At 56.8% G+C, this 19,144-nt stretch carries 17 protein-coding genes; 5 read left to right on the top strand and 12 right to left on the bottom strand.

The window, feature by feature from the left end; all coding sequences use genetic code 11:
• Nucleotides 1–39: 39 nt before the first annotated feature.
• The 3 genes from glpX to DVA43_RS18505 form a co-directional block, all read right to left on the bottom strand.
• Complete coding sequence (gene glpX / locus DVA43_RS18495; protein ID WP_114316381.1) at nucleotides 40–1,050, bottom strand: class II fructose-bisphosphatase; 1,011 nt, start codon at nucleotides 1,048–1,050, stop codon at nucleotides 40–42.
• A 96-nt stretch (nucleotides 1,051–1,146) separates the two neighbouring features.
• Nucleotides 1,147–2,658 carry a glycerol kinase GlpK gene (glpK, locus tag DVA43_RS18500; RefSeq protein ID WP_103825247.1) on the bottom strand — a complete coding sequence of 504 codons (1,512 nt, stop codon included), beginning with the start codon at nucleotides 2,656–2,658 and terminating at the stop codon, nucleotides 1,147–1,149.
• A 21-nt stretch (nucleotides 2,659–2,679) separates the two neighbouring features.
• Entirely contained in the window at nucleotides 2,680–3,534 is an 855-nt protein-coding gene (locus DVA43_RS18505) for an MIP/aquaporin family protein (RefSeq protein WP_103825246.1), read from the bottom strand.
• Nucleotides 3,535–3,935: 401 nt separating this feature from the next.
• Here DVA43_RS18505 and zapB point away from each other — a divergent pair, with 401 nt between their 5' ends.
• Nucleotides 3,936–4,175 carry a septal ring assembly protein ZapB gene (gene zapB / locus DVA43_RS18510; protein WP_103177509.1) on the top strand — a complete coding sequence of 80 codons (240 nt, stop codon included), beginning with the start codon at nucleotides 3,936–3,938 and terminating at the stop codon, nucleotides 4,173–4,175.
• A 68-nt stretch (nucleotides 4,176–4,243) separates the two neighbouring features.
• Here the strand turns inward: zapB and DVA43_RS18515 are convergent, their stop codons facing one another.
• From DVA43_RS18515 to priA, 8 genes are all read right to left on the bottom strand, one after another.
• Nucleotides 4,244–5,266: a hypothetical protein gene (locus DVA43_RS18515; RefSeq protein WP_114316382.1), complete on the bottom strand. Its 1,023-nt coding sequence runs from the start codon at nucleotides 5,264–5,266 to the stop codon at nucleotides 4,244–4,246.
• 92 nt (nucleotides 5,267–5,358) lie between these two features.
• Nucleotides 5,359–5,844, bottom strand: a complete 486-nt coding sequence (gene rraA, locus DVA43_RS18520; protein ID WP_114316383.1) for a ribonuclease E activity regulator RraA — start codon at nucleotides 5,842–5,844, stop codon at nucleotides 5,359–5,361.
• Nucleotides 5,845–5,935: 91 nt separating this feature from the next.
• On the bottom strand, nucleotides 5,936–6,862 hold the full coding sequence (gene menA / locus DVA43_RS18525) for a 1,4-dihydroxy-2-naphthoate polyprenyltransferase (RefSeq protein WP_114316384.1): 927 nt from the start codon (nucleotides 6,860–6,862) through the stop codon (nucleotides 5,936–5,938).
• A 64-nt stretch (nucleotides 6,863–6,926) separates the two neighbouring features.
• Entirely contained in the window at nucleotides 6,927–8,258 is a 1,332-nt protein-coding gene (gene hslU, locus DVA43_RS18530; RefSeq protein WP_103177504.1) for an HslU--HslV peptidase ATPase subunit, read from the bottom strand.
• A 9-nt stretch (nucleotides 8,259–8,267) separates the two neighbouring features.
• Entirely contained in the window at nucleotides 8,268–8,798 is a 531-nt protein-coding gene (hslV, locus tag DVA43_RS18535) for an ATP-dependent protease subunit HslV (RefSeq protein ID WP_032615282.1), read from the bottom strand.
• Nucleotides 8,799–8,892: 94 nt separating this feature from the next.
• Complete coding sequence (gene ftsN, locus DVA43_RS18540) at nucleotides 8,893–9,867, bottom strand: cell division protein FtsN (RefSeq protein WP_114316385.1); 975 nt, start codon at nucleotides 9,865–9,867, stop codon at nucleotides 8,893–8,895.
• A 93-nt stretch (nucleotides 9,868–9,960) separates the two neighbouring features.
• Entirely contained in the window at nucleotides 9,961–10,986 is a 1,026-nt protein-coding gene (cytR, locus tag DVA43_RS18545; protein ID WP_103177502.1) for a DNA-binding transcriptional regulator CytR, read from the bottom strand.
• A gap of 134 nt (nucleotides 10,987–11,120) precedes the next feature.
• Nucleotides 11,121–13,316: a primosomal protein N' gene (gene priA / locus DVA43_RS18550; RefSeq protein ID WP_114316386.1), complete on the bottom strand. Its 2,196-nt coding sequence runs from the start codon at nucleotides 13,314–13,316 to the stop codon at nucleotides 11,121–11,123.
• Nucleotides 13,317–13,517: 201 nt separating this feature from the next.
• Here priA and rpmE point away from each other — a divergent pair, with 201 nt between their 5' ends.
• Nucleotides 13,518–13,730, top strand: coding sequence for a 50S ribosomal protein L31 (gene rpmE, locus DVA43_RS18555; protein ID WP_103177500.1), 213 nt, complete (start codon nucleotides 13,518–13,520; stop codon nucleotides 13,728–13,730).
• Nucleotides 13,731–13,778: 48 nt separating this feature from the next.
• Here rpmE and metJ read toward each other — a convergent pair whose 3' ends face one another.
• On the bottom strand, nucleotides 13,779–14,096 hold the full coding sequence (gene metJ, locus DVA43_RS18560; protein ID WP_015966498.1) for a met regulon transcriptional regulator MetJ: 318 nt from the start codon (nucleotides 14,094–14,096) through the stop codon (nucleotides 13,779–13,781).
• 278 nt (nucleotides 14,097–14,374) lie between these two features.
• Here metJ and metB point away from each other — a divergent pair, with 278 nt between their 5' ends.
• The 3 genes from metB (at nucleotide 14,375) to metF (ending at nucleotide 19,068) form a co-directional block, all read left to right on the top strand.
• Nucleotides 14,375–15,535 (top strand): cystathionine gamma-synthase, encoded by a 1,161-nt coding sequence (gene metB, locus DVA43_RS18565; protein WP_114316387.1) that lies wholly within the window; start codon nucleotides 14,375–14,377, stop codon nucleotides 15,533–15,535.
• A gap of 2 nt (nucleotides 15,536–15,537) precedes the next feature.
• Complete coding sequence (locus tag DVA43_RS18570) at nucleotides 15,538–17,970, top strand: bifunctional aspartate kinase/homoserine dehydrogenase II (protein WP_103825238.1); 2,433 nt, start codon at nucleotides 15,538–15,540, stop codon at nucleotides 17,968–17,970.
• 207 nt (nucleotides 17,971–18,177) lie between these two features.
• A complete protein-coding gene (metF, locus tag DVA43_RS18575; protein WP_114316388.1) occupies nucleotides 18,178–19,068 on the top strand; it encodes a methylenetetrahydrofolate reductase in 891 nt (296 codons plus the stop codon).
• Nucleotides 19,069–19,144 lie beyond the last annotated feature (76 nt).

Below are 19,144 nucleotides of genomic sequence, written 5' to 3' on the forward strand. Positions count from 1 at the left end.
AGCCCGTGCGGGCCGGAAAGCTCAATTGATCAAACGGTTTTACAGAATGTGGGTCTGCACGTCCGGATCTTTACGGTCGAGATAGTGAATCGACTGGATGCGGCGGATGGTGCGAGATTTACCGCGGATCAGCAGCGTTTCGGTGGTGGCCATATTGCCTTTGCGGGTGATGCCGTCCAGCAGATCGCCTTTGGTGATGCCGGTCGCCGAGAAGATAACGTTATCGCTGCGCGCCATATCATCCAGACGCAGCACGGTATTGGCTGCAATCCCCATCGCTGCGCAGCGGGCCAGCTCCTGCTCACCGATACGGCGGTTCTCTTCGCTATCGCCTTTTACGTCATGGCGGGCCAGCAGACGGCCATGCATATCGCCGTCGAGGGCGCGGATCACCGCGGCAGAAACCACCCCCTCCGGTGCGCCGCCGATACCGTACAGCACGTCGACTTCGCTGTCCGGCATGCAGGTGAGAATGGAGGCCGCCACGTCGCCATCGGGGATAGCAAAGACGCGCACGCCCAGCTGCTGCATCTGGGCGATGACCGCATCGTGACGCGGTTTCGCCAGAATGGTGACCGTCAGTTCGCTCAACGGCTTATTGAGCGCGGCGGCGATATTACGCAGGTTTTCCGCCAGCGGCAGATTAAGGTCGATGACCCCTTTTGCGCCAGGGCCGACAATCAGCTTTTCCATATACATATCAGGCGCGTTGAGGAAGGTGCCTTTATCGCCTACCGCTAATACCGCCAGGGCGTTAGCCTGACCCATGGCGGTCATGCGGGTGCCTTCAATGGGGTCTACCGCGATATCCACCGCATCGCCGTTGCCGGTCCCGACCTTTTCGCCGATGAACAGCATGGGTGCTTCGTCAATCTCACCTTCACCAATCACGATGGTGCCATCGATGTTGACCTGGTTAAGCATAATGCGCATGGCATGGACGGCTGCGCCGTCAGCGGTATTTTTATCACCACGGCCAAGCCACTTGTAGCCTGCCAGAGCGGCGGCTTCGGTTACGCGGGAAAACTCGATAGCAAGTTCACGTTTCATCAGATACTCGTGCAATCAAAAGGAATTGCACGAAGTTTATCACAGAGTGGGGGAGGCGGTTTGGACCCCTCACCCCGACGGGGTGAGGGGGAGGTGTTATGACTCGTCGTGCTCTTCCCAGGCCAGCGCGCGTTTCACGGCTTTCTTCCAGCCGCTGTAGCGGTAGTTACGCTCGGTTGTTTCGATGCCCGGACGGAATTCGCGCTCGATGACCGCTTTCTCCTGCAGTTCGTCCAGGTTCTGCCAGAAACCGACCGCCAGACCGGCAAGATAGGCCGCACCCAGCGCCGTCACTTCACGCACTTCCGGGCGTTCCACGCGGGTGCCCAGAATGTCGGACTGGAACTGCATCAGGAAGTTGTTCGCCACCGCGCCGCCATCCACGCGCAGGGCGTGCAGACGAATGCCGGAGTCGGCCTGCATCGCTTCCAGTACGTCGCGGGTCTGGAAGGCAATCGACTCCAGCGTGGCGCGGATGATGTGGTTTGAGTTAACCCCACGCGTCAGGCCGAAAATCGCGCCGCGGGCGTAGGGGTCCCAGTAGGGGGCACCCAGACCGGTAAAGGCCGGCACGACGTAGACGCCGTTGGTGTCTTTCACCTTGGTGGCGAAATATTCCGAGTCGAAGGCGTCGCTGATGAGCTTCATTTCGTCACGCAGCCACTGAATGGACGCGCCTGCCATAAACACCGCGCCTTCCAGGGCGTAATTCACCTCGCCGCGTGGGCCGCAGGCGATGGTGGTCAGCAGGCCATGCTCCGATTTCACTGCCTTCTCGCCGGTGTTCATCAGCATAAAGCAGCCGGTGCCGTAGGTGTTCTTCGCCATCCCCTCTTTTACGCACAGCTGGCCAAACAGCGCTGCCTGCTGGTCACCGGCGATCCCGGCGATAGGAATACGGGTGCCGCCTTTACCGCCGATGTTGGTCTGACCGTAAACTTCAGACGACTTACGCACCTGTGGCAGCATGGCGCGCGGGATGTCCAGCGCGTCCAGCATTTTGTCATCCCAGTCCAGATCGTGGATGTTAAACAGCATGGTGCGCGAGGCGTTGGTGTAATCGGTGACGTGAACGCGCCCCTGAGTCATCTTCCAGATAAGCCAGGTATCTACGGTACCGAACAGCAGTTCGCCGCGCTTTGCCCGCTCGCGGGAGCCTTCGACATGGTCGAGGATCCATTTCACCTTGGTGCCGGAGAAGTAAGGGTCTACCACCAGGCCGGTAGCGCTACGCACGTACTCTTCCATGCCGTCGCGCTTGAGCTTCTCGCAGATGTCCGCTGTACGACGGCACTGCCAGACAATGGCGTTGTAAATCGGCTTACCGGTTTCGCGTTCCCAGACGATGGCCGTTTCACGCTGGTTGGTGATGCCAATCGCTGCAATCTCGTCGGAACTGATATCAGCTTTCGCCAGTACTTCTACCAGCGTTGAGCTTTGTGACGCCCAGATCTCCATCGGGTCGTGTTCAACCCAGCCTGGACGAGGATAGATTTGCTCGAATTCGCGCTGTGACACGCTGACGATGTTCGCGTCATGATCCATAACGACAGCGCGGGAGCTGGTCGTGCCCTGGTCGAGCGCAACGATATATTTTTTGTCGGTCATAGTTGTGGTCCCGTAGTCAGATTACAGCGAAGCGTTTTGGTGTGCGCCAGAGGTGGTTTCCTTCTCTTCGGCCTCTTCGACGACACAGGTGTCACACGGCAGGTGGCGGCCAATCAATTTACGATAGCCGAAGGCACCCAGCGCAGCACCTACAATAGGGCCGAACAGCGGCACCAGGAAATAAGGAATATCTTTGCCGCCGGTGAAGGCCACGTCACCCCATCCGGCAATAAAGGCGAAGGCTTTCGGACCGATGTCGCGTGCCGGGTTCATGGCGAAACCGGTCAGTGGCCCCATCGATGCGCCGATCACCGCTATCAGCAGGCCAATCAACAGCGGCGCCAGCGGACCGCGTGGAATGCCGTTGCCGTCATCGGTCAGCGCCAGGATGGTACCCATCAGGATGGCAGTAATCACCATCTCCACCGCGAAGGCCTGCACAAAGTTAATGTGCGGGTTCGGATAGGTGGAGAAGATCCCCGCCAGCTCAAGGCTTTCGGTACTGCCACGCACCATATGGTGCGTCTGCTCGAAGTCGATAAACAGATTGTAATAGAGCCCGTAAACTAACGCCGCTGCACAAAACGCACCAGCAAACTGCGCCACAATAAAAGGCACAACCTTGCGTTTGTCGAAGCAGGCAAACAGACACAGCGCGATGGTGACCGCAGGGTTGAGGTGCGCACCCGAAACACCCGCCGTCAGGTAGATGGCCATGGCCACGCCCAGACCCCAGATCACGCTGATTTCCCACTGACCGAAACTGGCACCCGCCACTTTCAGTGCAGCCACACATCCTACGCCAAAGAAAATCAACAACCCAGTACCCAGGAACTCTGCGATGCATTGGCCTTTTAAGGTTGATGTTTCACTCATAATCGGATCCTGAAAATAATTAATGGTTATTGTTGGCGCGACGGTCGCCATGACCGGCACGATGTCCTGTAGACATAGTGTTAATTTATCGTTAACGAACAAAAACGAGAAATATCGAACTTAAAATGTGTGTGCCGCGTCAATAAAATGAGCGATAACGCGCCATAAAGCGGGCAAAAACTGCTGTAAGCGAAAGGAGGAGTAAGCTTTCTATTAACTAAAGTATTAACAATTTAGGGGTATATGGTCCGAACGCACCAGGAGGAGACTGAAAAGTGTTGCAAACCGCAATCTGCGCGGTCTGCCGCTGGACAGGGAGGGCGGGGCTCCATACAATCGACACTAGGTGTTGTGCGCGTTTACGTCAAGCGTCGCCTTGCAAATTCAGGAGAGGTAGCATTATGTCGTTAGAAGTGTTTGAGAAACTGGAATCGAAAGTACAGCAGGCGATTGATACCATCACCCTGCTGCAGATGGAAATCGAAGAGCTGAAAGAAAAAAACAACGCGCTGTCGCAGGAAATTCAGACTGCTCAGCACGGACGTGAAGAGCTGGAGCGTGAAAACCACCAGCTGCGCGAACAGCAGAACGGCTGGCAGGATCGTCTGCATGCCCTGCTCGGGCGCATGGAAGAGGTCTGATTTCAGAATAAAGCGCCGTAAGGCGCTTTATGTCATTCACCATTCTTACGGACTTCGGTCCCCTCGCTTTACGGATGAAACCGAACATTGCGTTCCAGCTTAAAGCTCTCAAGCGACTGACTTATTTGGCTTAACTCCGTACTTTGGCTAAAGTGGCGCATCATAAAATTTCGTTTTTCCCGCTCACAAAACCGCTCTCGCTCAACCTCCATGTTGTCCGATGACAACACCAAAAATGGCGCTATTTGTTCTCGCTCTTTGGTTATCCAGAGCTGATATTTTTCCTGCCCCAGCGACCCCGTAAGCTTTATGGGTTCATCATGATTCAGTTGCAACCATTGCGTGGTGAGAGAGTCTGGTAACGTCGTTGCGACCGGCAGCAGGCAGAAAAAGCGCGCTTTACTGCATAAGAGCGTCATATTTTTGGGGCACGTTGCAGTAAAGACCTTCGGTTGCACACTGGCAGAGAAGGTTAACGCTAAGGTATCCGTTTCTTCAGCAAGCAGGATTTGCCACAGATTAGCGCTGCCTGGCATAGCGGGAGATAAAACAAAACGAGACTCGAGTCTTGAGTGTGACGTGATGCCGTTTAAAGCCTGCGTCAGGGTCGCTTCCAGCCGGGCAGCTTCTTCGTCAGTTAATGGCCTGCCACTGGCAATGGTGAGCTGATCACCCTGCCAGCGATAGCGATTGGGCAGGATATCTTGTTGGATTTTAATTTTTCTCTGGTGATCAAGGTATGACTCTGTTCGCTGACGCGTCGGGATATTTTCAACGGTAATCACGTTTTGGATATCGGAAAAATAGATCTCAGCTTCCCGCATAATCCGTTGTTTTTTAACATCGTCAAGATGAATGAATCGCATTGTAAGAAGGGAGGAGGGATAACCCACGGTTTCTTTAAATTGCTTATCAAACGTTGCCTGATTACGGGGCAAGTTCACCGCGCCAAGAAAGATGAGTAACGCCAGACCCAGACGCAAGGTGACAGCCAGCATAAACGGCGGAGGCGCAAAAAACAGAAGGCGAAACGAGCGATAGAGTAACCAGAGGATAGAAACGAAACTGAGAAAATAGAGAATGCCGCGCAAACAAGGTTCCTTTTGCTTGTATCATTTAACGACAGACATCCTGGCTGTCAGGCACAGTAAAAAGGCGGTAATCTCCGCCTTTTTACTGCGTGTTACTCGATATCCAGCGGATCTTCAGAGAGGATAATGCCGGTGTTATCGGCATAGAGATGGTCACCGGAGAAGAAGGTCACGCCGCCGAAATTGACGCGCACGTCGCTTTCGCCAATGCCTTCACCTGCGGCGCCTACCGGAATGGCCGCAATCGCCTGAATGCCGATGTCCAGCTCTTCGAGGTCATCCACCTGACGCACCGCGCCATAGACCACAATGCCTTCCCACTCGTTCTGGGTGGCGAGACTGGCAAGTTCCGCATCAACTAATGCGCGACGCACGGAGCCGCCACCATCAACCAGCAGAATGCGTCCACGGCCGTTCTGTTCGAGCAGATCGTACAGCAACCCGTTGTCCTCAAAACATTTCACCGTAATGATTTGTCCGCCAAACGACGACCGTCCTCCAAAGTTGGAAAACAGCGGTTCTACGACGTTCACATCTTCCTGGTAGATGTCACAAAGCTCGGAGGTATCGTATTTCATAGGCTTAAGTTCAGTTGCTGCGAGTGTTTTCAGTATATCGCGCGAATTGCATTGTTGGCAAAATCATCAATTGTTAATTGATATTTGTCAGCTAATTTAGCGTCTGACTAAGAATAATCCCTATCACGAACAACAGGTTAGTCAGCAGTGCACCTTTTACCGTGCGTTCCAGCATTGGCGGCATGGCCGAGGCGCTCTGCTCGCGCATCACGTAGCGCGCCTGTTTGACCAGCAGCGGCGTGGAGAGTACAAACAGCCAGCCCCACAGGCTGTGCAGGGAAAGCAGGTTAAACAGCGCCAGACAGAGCAGGGCGCCCATCAGCAGGCAGGCATGGTAGCGGCGCGCATTCACCGCGCCTAACCGCACCGCCAGGGTGTTTTTACCGTTCTGACGATCGCTGTCGATATCGCGCAGATTGTTGATATTCAGTACCGCCGTCGCCAGCATGCCGCAGGCGGTGGCTGGCAGGAACAGAGCAGGAATTAACGAGTGCGCCTGCAGATACCAGCTGCCCATCACGCTCAGCCAGCCGAAGAAGACCAACACGGAGATATCCCCCAGCCCGATGTAACCGTAAGGGCGGGTGCCGACGGTATAGGTGATGGCCGCGACAATCGCCAGCAGACCGAGCACGAGGAAGCCAACCGCATCCGCCGGGGTTTTACAGGCCACCAGCACCAGCGCAATCCCGGAAAGACAGATCAGCGCGACGGTGATAATCAGCGCCCGTTTCATCTCCTCCTGGGTGATCACCCCTTTCTGCATTCCGCGCAATGGCCCGATGCGGTCGGGCTTGTCGCTGCCCTTGACGGCATCCCCGTAATCGTTAGCGAGGTTAGAGAGGATTTGCAGAAGCCCGGCGGTCAGCAGCGCCAGGGCAGCCACCAGCGGGTCGAAATGCCCCTGCCACCACGCGAGAGTGGTGCCGACAATGATGGCGGCGAAAGCGAGAGGGAGCGTTTTAGGACGCAGGCTTTCCAGCCAGGCCTGCGTGCGGCTGATTTCAGTCATAGTAATTATGTGCCAATAAAAATGGGGCCTTTCAGCCCCATCATTTGTGATGAAAATGCAATTGCCGCGATTATAGGATAAAACGGCTCAGATCTTCATCTGCTACTAAAGCATCAAGGTGCTTACTCACATAGTCGGCATCAATTTTAATGCTTTGACCATTCAGGTCGCTTGCATCATAAGAGATATCTTCCATCAGGCGTTCCAGCACGGTATGCAGACGACGCGCACCGATGTTTTCGGTGGTTTCGTTAACCTGCCATGCGGCCTGGGCGATACGCTTGATCCCGTCTTCGGTGAACTCAATGTTCACCCCTTCGGTCGCCATCAATGCTTTGTACTGCACGGTGATGGAGGCGTTTGGTTCGGTCAGGATGCGCTCGAAATCTTCAGTGGTCAGCGCCTGCAGCTCAACGCGGATCGGCAGACGACCCTGCAGTTCGGGGATCAGATCCGACGGTTTGGCAACCTGGAACGCGCCAGAGGCGATAAACAGAATGTGATCGGTTTTCACCATGCCGTGCTTGGTGGAGACGGTGCAGCCTTCAACCAGCGGCAGCAGATCGCGCTGTACGCCTTCACGGGAAACGTCCGGGCCGGAGGATTCGCCGCGCTTACAGATTTTATCGATCTCATCAATAAACACGATACCGTGCTGTTCAACCGCGTCGATAGCGTCCTGCTTCAGCTCTTCCGGGTTCACCAGCTTCGCCGCTTCTTCTTCAATCAGCAGCTTCATCGCGTCTTTGATTTTCAGCTTACGCGGCTTTTGCTTCTGCCCGCCCAGGTTCTGGAACATGGACTGCAGCTGGCTGGTCATCTCTTCCATACCTGGCGGAGACATAATTTCCACGCCCATTGGCGCGGCGGCGAGCTCGATCTCAATCTCTTTGTCATCCAGCTGGCCTTCACGCAGTTTTTTGCGGAACGCCTGGCGCGCAGCGGAAGGCTCAGCAGGCTGTTCTGCCTGGCCCCAGTTGTTTTTCGCCGGTGGGATCAGCACATCCAGCACACGCTCTTCCGCCATCTCTTCAGCGCGATAGCGGTTCTTCTCGATGGACTGGACGCGAACCATCTTAATGGCAGAGTCGGTCAGATCGCGGATGATAGAGTCCACTTCTTTACCGACATAGCCCACTTCGGTGAACTTGGTCGCTTCGACTTTGATGAATGGCGCGTTGGCCAGTTTAGCCAGACGACGGGCGATTTCAGTTTTACCGACGCCGGTCGGGCCGATCATCAGAATGTTTTTTGGCGTCACTTCATGGCGCAGCACTTCATCCAACTGCATACGACGCCAGCGGTTACGCAGGGCAATCGCCACAGAACGCTTGGCGTTATCCTGGCCGATGATGTGTTTGTTCAGTTCGCTGACAATTTCGCGTGGGGTCATTTCAGACATGAGAAATCCTTACGCCTTAGACGGCAATTCTTCGATGGTGTGGAAGTGGTTGGTATAGATGCAGATATCACCTGCAATATCCAACGCCTTCACAGCGATATCGCGTGCGCCCAGATCGGAGTTTTCCAACAGCGCGCGGGCGGCGGCCTGGGCGTACGGGCCACCGGAACCGATAGCAATCAGGTCATTTTCTGGCTGTACCACGTCACCGTTACCGGTGATGATCAGCGAGGCATTTTCATCGGCCACCGCCAGCAGTGCTTCCAGCTTGCGCAGCATACGGTCGGTACGCCAGTCTTTCGCCAGCTCAACGGCAGCTTTCACCAGATGGCCCTGATGCATTTCCAGTTTACGTTCAAACAGCTCAAACAGCGTGAAGGCGTCCGCAGTACCGCCCGCAAAACCGGCGATCACTTTGTCGTTATACAGACGACGCACTTTTTTCACGTTGCCTTTCATGACGGTATTACCCAGCGTGGCCTGGCCATCACCGGCAATCACCACCTGGCCGTTACGGCGTACACTTACTATTGTTGTCACGAGCAGACCCCCTGGTTACACATTCGGAAAATAGAGGCCCTGAGCCAGTGCTCAGGGCTGAATAGAATGATAGATGGGGGGGATTTTGGGGGTTTCAACCCCCGGAAGCGAGTCGAATGCAGTTTGTGTGACCTGCCATCTTCAGACGGCTGATGGTGCCATCGGCATTGTCTTTGCCTTTAACCGGGCCGATCACTACGCGATTCCAGCCGTTATTGGTGGTAATGCGTGAGTCAAAGCCTTCAAAGGCCAGCTGGGCACGTACGGTTTCCGCCTGCTCTGCGCCTTTAAAGGAACCGCACTGCACCATCCAGCGACGTTCGTCTTTCTTCTCAGCCGTCTGCTTCGGCGCTTCGGTCTCTTTGGTGACCGGCGCGGCTTTCGGCTGCTGCGCGGTGGTATGCGCAGGGGTTTGCAGCAGATCCTGATACGGCTGCGTGTTACTATTTTGCTTCGCAGGCTGCGTCTTCGGCTGTTGCGCCGGTTGCGTCTGTGCCACCTTAGGCTGCTGGTACGGCTGTTCTGTCACCCGCGGCTGCGTTTTCGGCTGCTGTACCGTCTGGCTTTGCGCCCACTGTTGCTGCTGCTGAGCCTGGCGCTGACGCTGCAGCGTTTGCTGACGCTGTGCTGGCGTCTGCTCATTCCACGGCACTTCGTTGAGCTGGGTCGGCTGCTGGCGCATATCGGCCTGCATCTGCGCCAGCAGCTGACGTTGTTCGTTGGTTAACTGGTTAGGATCCACCACTTCGCCACCGGCAGAGGGTTCAGTAGGCGCACGCACGCCCGGCTGGCGGCTCTCAAGCTCTTTAATATAGCGCCAGCGCTCTTCCGGTTTAGGGGGCAAGCCATTGCCGACCACTTTATTGCCCTGCAGCGCTTCTGCTTCTTCTTTTTTATGGTGCGTAATGAACCAGAGGCCGCCGATAAATGCCACCAGGACCGCCGCCGCGATCGCCACCATAGCCGGTGAGACTGCGGGCAGGCTGCTGCGTTGCGGTTTCCGTGAGCTACTCTTTTTGCGTCGCGAAGGTGCCGGCTGGCCGCGACGTACATAATCTCGTTGTGCCACTATCGTTTCGCTGTATTTTTTCGTTTGTCAGCCCGTCATGTTACTTAAGCGACGGGCCTTTGACCAGATGAGGACGTCTGAAAGGCGTTTACTTTAAGTCAGGGCCTGGGTTGAACCTCTGACGATCAATTCACAGTCCAGTAAACGGGAGCCGCTGCTAACTGTTTGTCCGTTCAGCTGATCCAGTAACAGCAGCATCGCTTCCCGGCCAATATCATAGCGGGGTTGTGCCACCGTCGAGAGCGGAGGATCGCAAAATTCAGACAGAGAAATATTATCGAAGCCGATGATTGAGAGGTCTTTCGGCACTTTCAGACCGCGCCGTTTGGCATAGGAGAGCGCGCCCAGCGCCATCACGTCGCTGTGACAGAACACCGCGGTAGGCGGTTGCGGCAGCGACAGCAGTTTTTCCAGCGCCAGGCCGCCTGCGGCATAGGTAAAATCGCCGCGGGCGATATAGTGCGGATCCACCGTCGCCCCGGTGCGGCGCAGCGCCTGAACATAGCCCTGCAGGCGATAGTGGCACAGCGGCATCTCTTCCGGTCCGGCGATACAGCCGATACGTTTGTGGCCCAGCTCCTGCAGATAATTCACGGCGTTGAAGGCCGCGGTGAGGTTATCGATGTGAACGGTAGGCAGCTCCAGCTCAGGGGCGAATTCGTTGGCCATCACCATCGGCGGCAGATTGCGCTGCTCTTCAATGCTGGCATCAAAGGGCAGGCGGGAACCGAGCAGCAGCATGCCGTCGATCTGCTTGGTGATAATCAGGTCAATGAAGGTCTTTTCCTGCTGATTCTGGTGCGCGCAGTCGCCAATCAGCACCAGGTAGCCCTGGGCGGCGGCGGTCACTTCGATACCGCGAATGATTTCGCTGAAAAAGGGATCGCAGATGTCGGGCACAATGACCAGAATGGTGCGGGATTCGTTCCGTTTGACGTTACGGCCCATAGCCTGGGGCAGATAACCCACCTCCAGCGCAGCCTGCTCAACACGGTTACGCGTGCTTTGAGAGACTTTATCGGGATTCATTAATGCTCGGGATACCGTTGCCGTTGAGACTTTTGCTTTCAGGGCAACATCTTTCATGGTCGCCGAGGCAACCTCTTTCCTGGACTTCAACTTCTTCTCCTCGCAGGCGTATCACCGCACTTCTGACTGAGTCAGTTTTATCAGATTGCGAATGGAAGCGGTTACAGAATTTTCATAAAAAGTGTGAGTCGTGTTTAATTTTTCGATTCGCCTCCCACCCTTTTTTAGCTTTCGATAGGATCAACGTCCAGGACCCACTTCACTTTACGCGCTTCCGGCAGGGTGTTAATCAACGCCAGCGTGCCGCTGACGATATGCTGTAGCCGCACCCGGGAAGGGTGTTGCAGCAGGATTTGCCAGCGATAGCGTCCGCCGCGTTTGGGGGCCAGGGCCGGAACCGGACCTAAAATCCACAGCTGATTATCCACCAGCGGGCTGGCCTGCAGCAGGTTGCGCAGCTGCTGGAGGAACAGCGGCGCCTGCTGGTTGTTGTGATCCTCGGCGCGGATAATCACATGGCTGGTCCACGGCGGGAGCTGCAAGGTCTGACGCTCCGCCAGCGCCTGTTCGGCGAAGGCGTCGTAGCCTTTATGCAGCAGGGTTTGCAGCAGCGGATGCTCGGGGTGGTGGGTTTGTAGCACCACCTCACCCTGTTTACCGGCGCGTCCGGCACGGCCTGCCACCTGGGTATAGAGCTGGGCAAAGCGCTCCGCGGAGCGGAAATCAGCCGAGAAGAGCGCCCCGTCGACATCCAGCAGCGCCACCAGGGTCACGTCCGGGAAGTGGTGCCCTTTGGCCAGCATCTGGGTACCGATCAGAATACGCGCTCCGCCGCGATGCACTTCCGCCAGCTGTTGCTCAAGGGCGCCTTTGCGGCTGGTGGTGTCGCGATCGATACGTGAGATAGCCACGCCCGGGAAGAAGGGGGCCAGCGCCTGCTCCAGCTGCTCGGTGCCCAGACCGACCGGCACCATATGGGTCGAGCCGCAGGAGGGACACTGGCGCGGCACTGGTCGCTGGCTGTCGCAGTGGTGGCAGCGCAAATGATGCTGGGCCTGATGCAGGGTATAGTAGTGATCGCAGCGCGGGCACTCGGCGATCCAGCCGCAGTCGTGGCACAGCAGCGCCGGGGCAAAGCCGCGCCGGTTGAGAAACAGGATCACCTGGTTGTCGGCCTGCAGATGCTGGCGCATGCGGGCGATCAGTGCCGGAGCCAACCCCGCCTGCACCGGCTGACCTTTCAGATCCAGTACATGCTGCATGGCAGGACGGGCATTACCCGCCCGCCGCGTCAGGCGTAATAAATGGTATTTTCGCTGGCGCACATTGTGCAGCGTCTCCAGCGCAGGGGTCGCGGAGCCGAGAATGATTGGGATCTGTTCGCTGTGGGCGCGATAGACCGCCAGGTCGCGGGCATGATAGCGCCAGCCCTCCTGCTGTTTATAAGAGCTGTCGTGCTCTTCATCGATGACGATCACCCCGAGATTTTTAAAGGGTGTAAACAGGGATGAGCGGGTGCCAATCACGATTGCCGCTTCGCCATTTTTCGCTTTCAGCCAGGCGCTGAGGCGCTCGCTGTCGTTTAAGCCAGAGTGCAGCACCTCGACCGGGGCGTTAAAGCGCTCGCGAAAACGGGCGATGGTCTGCGGGGTCAGGCCGATTTCCGGCACCATCACCAGGGCCTGCTTGCCCTGAGCCAGCACATTTTCCAGTACGCTCAGATAGACTTCGGTTTTACCGGAACCGGTCACGCCTGCCAGCAGCCAGGCTGAAAAGCGATCGGACGCGCTGTGGATCGCCCCCACGGCGTTCGCCTGTTCGGTATTGAGCCGCAGCCGGTCGCCCGCGACGCTAAAGCCGTCGCGCCAGTCGATAAGCGCCGGCGCTTCGCAGGCCAGTTCGCTCAGCCCTTTTTTACGTAAGCTCTGCAACGCCGCGTCGTTAAAGTCGAGGCTCTCAACCTGATGCCGCCAGATCCTGCCCTGGCGTAACGCCGCCAGCGCCTGCTGCTGTTTCGGGGAGCGTTTCAGGCTATTAATATCTACCGCCTGGCCCTGTTCAGTGGCAAACCAGTACCACATCGGCGCATGGCTGGCGCTTTTGCCCTGTCGCAGCAGAATGGGTAGGGCGTGAAATAGCACATCGCCAATGGGATGATGATAATAGTCAGCCGCCCACAAGAGCAGTCGCCAGACGCTGGAGGAAAAGACCGGCTCGCTGTCCAGCACCTCGACCACGCTTTTGAGTTCACTGAGAGGCAACTCGCTGTGCTGGCTTACGGAGACAACAATGCCCACCCGCTGCTGTTTGCCAAACGGCACATTCACGCGACAGCCCGCCTCAGCCTGCATGTTGTCTGGCAGCAGGTAGTCAAAGGTGCGGGGAAGCGGAACGGGCAGGGCAACGTGAGCAACGGGCATCGAATCTTCCTGACTTGAAAAGTGGCGCGTTAGTATACACATTAGTGAAAGGCGGCGTGCGGATCAGTTTGCATACCCTGGTTAAATTCTGTATGATTCGCCGCCTTTGGTGCACTTTGCATCAAAGAACTTACATTCAACATCGCGTGGTGTCTGGCGTTAGGGCTGGAAGAGCGACGCGGCCTTAACTGAGGTTCTCCCATGAAAAAAGATATCCATCCTAAATACGAAATGATTACTGCAAACTGCTCTTGCGGTAACTCTATCCAGATCCGCTCCACCGTGGGTCACGATCTGAACCTGGACGTGTGCGGCCAGTGCCACCCGTTCTACACTGGTAAGCAGCGTGACGTTGCAACCGGTGGCCGTGTTGACCGCTTCAACAAGCGTTTCAGCATCCCGGGTTCCAAGTAAGTTTCCCGAAAAAAAAGCGCCGCAAGGCGCTTTTTTTGTATCTGTAAATCAGTATTCCCACGTCTCCGGGTCGATACCCAGCTCACGCATGATCACCTTTGCCTCTTCCGGAATTTCATCGCTACGCTCTTTGCGCAGGTCTTCATCGTTCGGCAACGGTTGACCGGTAAACGCGTGCAGGAACGCTTCGCACAGCAGTTCGCTGTTGGTAGCGTGACGCAGGTTATTCACCTGACGACGCGTGCGTTCATCGGTGAGGATCTTTAACACCTTCAGAGGAATGGAAACCGTAATTTTTTTTACTTGTTCACTCTTCTTACCGTGCTCAGCGTATGGGCTGATATATTCGCCGCTCCATTCAGCCATGAGATACCTTTAATCCTCTCTGTCATTAATATGAGGCTGACACCGCAGCGGTTCGCCGGGGTTCGAGCCATAATCGCGCGTAGTTTACCGTAGAGATGCCGTTGTGACACGGATATTGCCTCTGCGGTATGCGCTAAAGCATATAATTTTAACGGCTATTTGCGCATTGCTCAATCTATACGCAAAGAAGTTTAGATGTCCAGATGTATTGACGTCCATATAATCAATGTTTACTCTGGTGCCTGACTTTTCATCCATTAAGCCAGGAAGCCTTCACCATGACGCGTAAACAGGCCACCATCGCAGTGCGTAGCGGATTGAATGATGACGAACAGTACGGCTGCGTTGTCCCGCCGATTCATCTCTCCAGTACCTATAACTTCACCGGATTTAATGAACCACGCGCCCATGACTACTCGCGCCGTGGTAACCCTACGCGTGATGTCACCCAGCGCGCGCTGGCGGAGCTGGAAGGTGGCGCAGGTGCGGTGATGACCAATACCGGCATGTCGGCTATTCACCTGGTGACCACGGTGTTCCTGAAACCGGGCGATCTGCTGGTGGCCCCGCACGACTGTTATGGCGGCAGCTACCGCCTGTTTGACAGCCTGGCGAAGCGTGGCTGCTATCGCGTGCTGTTTGTCGATCAGAGTGATGAGCAGGCGCTGAAACAGGCGCTGGCAGAAAAACCGAAGCTGGTATTAATCGAAAGTCCGAGCAATCCATTGCTGCGCGTCGTGGACATTGCAAAAATTTGTCAGCTTGCAAGGGATGCGGGAGCGATAAGTGTAGTGGATAATACCTTCCTCAGTCCGGCGCTACAGAACCCGCTGGCACTGGGAGCAGACCTGGTATTGCATTCATGCACCAAATATTTGAACGGCCACTCGGACGTGGTTGCCGGGGTGGTGATTGCGAAAGATCCGGAGGTTGTCACCGAACTGGCATGGTGGGCGAATAACATCGGCGTCACCGGCAGCGCGTTCGACAGCTATCTGCTGCTGCGTGGGCTGCGCACCCTGTCGCCGCGTATGGATGTGGCGCAGCGTAATGCCCAGGCGATTGTCGATTTCCTGAAGACCCAGCCGCTGGTGAAAAAGCTCTATCACCCGTCGCTGCCGGAGAATCAGGGGCACGAGATTGCGGCGCGTCAACAAAAGGGTTTTGGCGCGATGTTAAGTTTTGAGCTGGATGGCGATGAGCAGACGCTACGTCGCTTCCTGAGCGGGCTGTCACTGTTTACGCTGGCGGAATCTTTAGGTGGGGTTGAAAGTTTGATCTCCCACGCCGCCACCATGACGCACGCGGGCATGGCGCCAGAAGCGCGTGCCGCCGCCGGGATCTCTGAGACGCTGTTGCGTATCTCAACCGGTATTGAAGATTGTGAAGATTTAATTGCCGATCTGGAAAATGGCTTCCGGATCGCAGCCAAGGGGTAATCATGAGTGTGATAGCGCAGGCAGGGGCGAAGGGTCGCCAGCTGCACAAGTTTGGTGGTAGTAGTCTTGCTGATGTGAAATGTTACCTGCGGGTCGCGGGGATCATGGCAGAGTATTCGATGCCGGGGGACATGATGGTTGTCTCTGCGGCGGGCAGCACCACCAACCAGTTGATTAGCTGGCTGAAGTTAAGCCAGACCGATCGTCTCTCTGCGCATCAGGTTCAACAAGCGTTACGCCGTTATCAGAGTGAATTGATCGCCGGGTTACTGCCTGCCGACGTGGCCGATGGCCTGATCAGCAACTTTATCCAGGATCTGGAGCGGCTGGCCGCTTTACTCGACAGCGGCGTGACCGATGCCGTTTACGCCGAGGTGGTGGGCCACGGTGAAGTGTGGTCTGCCCGTCTGATGGCGGCGGTTCTGCAACAGCAGGGGCTGGAGGCCGCATGGCTGGACGCGCGGGACTTCCTGCGTGCCGAACGTGGCGCTCAGCCGCAGGTTGATGAAGGCCTCTCTTATCCGCTACTCCAGCAGCTGCTGGTACAGCATCCGAATAAACGTATTGTCGTGACCGGCTTTATCAGCCGCAGCAACGCGGGTGAAACCGTGCTGCTGGGGCGTAACGGCTCCGACTACTCTGCAACACAGATTGGTGCGCTGGCGGGCGTGTCGCGCGTCACCATCTGGAGCGACGTGGCGGGCGTCTATAGCGCCGACCCACGCAAGGTCAAAGATGCCTGCCTGCTGCCGCTGCTGCGTCTCGATGAAGCCAGCGAGCTGGCCCGTCTGGCGGCCCCGGTTCTCCACGCCCGTACCCTGCAGCCGGTTTCCGGCAGCGATATCGATCTGCAGCTGCGCTGTAGCTATACGCCGGATCAGGGTTCCACCCGCATTGAGCGCGTGCTGGCTTCCGGCACCGGGGCGCGTATTGTCACCAGCCATGACGATATCTGCCTGATTGAGTTCCTCGTTCCTGCTGGTCAGGATTTCAAACTGGCGCATAAAGAGATCGACCTGATCCTCAAGCGTGCCCAGGTGCGCCCGCTGGCCGTGGGTGTGCATACCGATCGTCACCTGCTGCAGTTCTGCTACACCGCCGAAGTGGCCGACAGCGCGCTGAAGATTCTCGATGAAGCGGGCCTGCCGGGCGAGCTTCGTCTGCGTCAGGGGCTGGCGCTGATTGCGATGGTGGGCGCGGGCGTCACCCGTAACCCGCTGCACTGCCACCGTTTCTGGCAGCAGTTGAAAGGGCAGCCGGTTGAATTTACCTGGCAGTCCGAGGAGGGCATCAGCCTGGTGGCGGTCATGCGTACCGGGCCAACGGAGAGTCTGATCCAGGGCCTGCACCAGTCGCTGTTCCGCGCCGAAAAACGCATCGGTCTGATGCTGTTTGGCAAAGGGAATATCGGTTCCCGCTGGCTGGAGCTGTTTGCCCGCGAGCAAACCACGCTCTCGGCGCGTACCGGTTTTGAATTTGTACTGGCGGGCGTGGTGGACAGCCGCCGCAGCCTGCTCAGTTATGAAGGGCTGGACGCCAGCCGTGCGCTGGCCTTCTTCAACGATGAAGCCATCGAGCAGGATGAAGAGTCGCTGTTCCTGTGGATGCGTGCCCACCCCTATGATGATCTGGTGGTGCTGGATGTCACCGCCAGCGAGCAGCTGGCCGATCAGTATCTTGATTTCGCCAGCCACGGCTTCCACGTCATCAGCGCTAACAAACTGGCGGGGGCCAGCAATACCCGCAACTATCGTCAGATCCACGACGCCTTTGAAAAAACGGGCCGTCACTGGCTCTACAACGCCACCGTTGGTGCCGGTCTGCCGGTGAACCACACCGTGCGCGATCTGATCGATAGCGGCGACAGCATTCTGGCGATCAGCGGTATCTTCTCCGGCACCCTGTCATGGCTGTTCCTGCAGTTTGATGGCACCGTGCCGTTCACCGACCTGGTGGATCAGGCGTGGCAGCAGGGGCTGACCGAGCCGGACCCGCGCGTTGACCTCTCCGGCAAAGACGTGATGCGTAAGCTGGTGATCCTGGCGCGTGAAGCGGGCTACGACATCGAGCCGAATCAGGTGCGCGTGGAGTCGCTGGTGCCAGCGGGCTGCGAAGAGGGGTCTGTCGATCACTTCTTCGAGAACGGTGAAGCGCTGAACGAGCAGATGCTACAGCGGCTGGAAGCGGCGCGCGAAATGGGTCTGGTGCTGCGCTACGTGGCGCGTTTCGATGCCAACGGCAAGGCGCGCGTTGGGGTTGAGGCTGTCCGCCCGGAACATCCGCTGGCGGCGCTGCTGCCGTGCGATAACGTCTTTGCCATCGAAAGCCGCTGGTATCGCGATAACCCGCTGGTGATCCGTGGTCCAGGCGCGGGCCGCGACGTCACCGCCGGGGCGATCCAGTCCGATATCAACCGTCTGGCACAACTGCTGTAAAACCCTATGCCCGGTGGCGCAACGCTTACCGGGCCTTCTTTTTTCCCATCCTGAACTTTTTTCATCTTCCCTGAGCATTCCTCACCGTCAATGGTGATATTTTCAGTTGACGCCAGTCCGCTTTTCCGTCATTTTTACATCTGGACGTCTAAACGTATAGAAGTTCGAAGCATAACAAACAACGACACGCGATTGATGAGGTAAGGTATGAGCTTTTTTCACGCCAACCAGCGGGAAGCCCTGAATCAGAGCCTGGCAGAAGTAAACGGCCAGATTAACGTCTCTTTTGAATTTTTCCCGCCGCGCACCAGTGAAATGGAGCAGACCCTGTGGGCCTCTATCGATCGCCTGAGCAGCCTGAAGCCGAAATTTGTCTCCGTGACCTACGGCGCCAACTCCGGCGAGCGCGACCGCACGCACAGTATCATCAAGGGCATTAAGGATCGTACCGGTCTGGAGGCTGCCCCGCATCTGACCTGTATCGATGCCACCCGCGACGAGCTGCGCACCATCGCCCAGGATTACTGGAATAACGGTATCCGCCACATCGTGGCCCTGCGTGGCGACCTGCCGCCGGGCAGCGGTAAGCCGGACATGTATGCGACCGATCTGGTAACGCTGCTGAAAGAGGTGGGCGATTTCGACATCTCCGTTGCGGCTTACCCGGAAGTGCACCCGGAAGCGAAAAGCGCCCAGGCGGACCTGCTCAACCTGAAACGCAAAGTGGATGCGGGTGCCAATCGCGCCATCACCCAGTTTTTCTTTGATGTTGAAAGCTATCTGCGTTTCCGTGACCGCTGCGTCTCTGCCGGCATCGACGTGGAAATTATCCCTGGCATCCTGCCGGTTTCTAACTTTAAGCAGGCCAAGAAATTTGCCGACATGACCAACGTGCGTATCCCGCACTGGATGGCGAAGATGTATGAAGGCCTGGACGATGACGCCGAAACCCGCAAGCTGGTGGGTGCCAGTATCGCCATGGATATGGTGAAGATTTTAAGCCGCGAAGGGGTGAAGGATTTCCATTTCTATACCCTCAACCGCGCCGAAATGAGCTACGCGATCTGCCACACGTTAGGGGTTCGCCCGGGTCTGTAAAGACCAGGCCCTCAGTAAGATGAGGGCTTTTTTATTTCAGCCGGATAACAACGGTATTAACTATCAAATCTGTGGA

It is taken from the genome of Leclercia sp. W6, assembly GCF_003336345.1.
Lineage (GTDB): Bacteria > Pseudomonadota > Gammaproteobacteria > Enterobacterales > Enterobacteriaceae > Enterobacter.

What these genes read in the sequence shown, in the direction of transcription:
- metB (WP_114316387.1), top strand. Translation starts at nt 14,375, where the DNA reads ATGACGCGTAAACAGGCCACCATCGCAGTGCGTAGCGGATTGAATGAT.
- priA (WP_114316386.1), bottom strand. Translation starts at nt 13,316, where the DNA reads ATGCCCGTTGCTCACGTTGCCCTGCCCGTTCCGCTTCCCCGCACCTTT.
- rpmE (WP_103177500.1), top strand. Translation starts at nt 13,518, where the DNA reads ATGAAAAAAGATATCCATCCTAAATACGAAATGATTACTGCAAACTGC.
- glpK (WP_103825247.1), bottom strand. Translation starts at nt 2,658, where the DNA reads ATGACCGACAAAAAATATATCGTTGCGCTCGACCAGGGCACGACCAGC.
- metF (WP_114316388.1), top strand. Translation starts at nt 18,178, where the DNA reads ATGAGCTTTTTTCACGCCAACCAGCGGGAAGCCCTGAATCAGAGCCTG.
- zapB (WP_103177509.1), top strand. Translation starts at nt 3,936, where the DNA reads ATGTCGTTAGAAGTGTTTGAGAAACTGGAATCGAAAGTACAGCAGGCG.
- glpX (WP_114316381.1), bottom strand. Translation starts at nt 1,050, where the DNA reads ATGAAACGTGAACTTGCTATCGAGTTTTCCCGCGTAACCGAAGCCGCC.
- DVA43_RS18570 (WP_103825238.1), top strand. Translation starts at nt 15,538, where the DNA reads ATGAGTGTGATAGCGCAGGCAGGGGCGAAGGGTCGCCAGCTGCACAAG.
- hslU (WP_103177504.1), bottom strand. Translation starts at nt 8,258, where the DNA reads ATGTCTGAAATGACCCCACGCGAAATTGTCAGCGAACTGAACAAACAC.
- metJ (WP_015966498.1), bottom strand. Translation starts at nt 14,096, where the DNA reads ATGGCTGAATGGAGCGGCGAATATATCAGCCCATACGCTGAGCACGGT.
- rraA (WP_114316383.1), bottom strand. Translation starts at nt 5,844, where the DNA reads ATGAAATACGATACCTCCGAGCTTTGTGACATCTACCAGGAAGATGTG.
- DVA43_RS18505 (WP_103825246.1), bottom strand. Translation starts at nt 3,534, where the DNA reads ATGAGTGAAACATCAACCTTAAAAGGCCAATGCATCGCAGAGTTCCTG.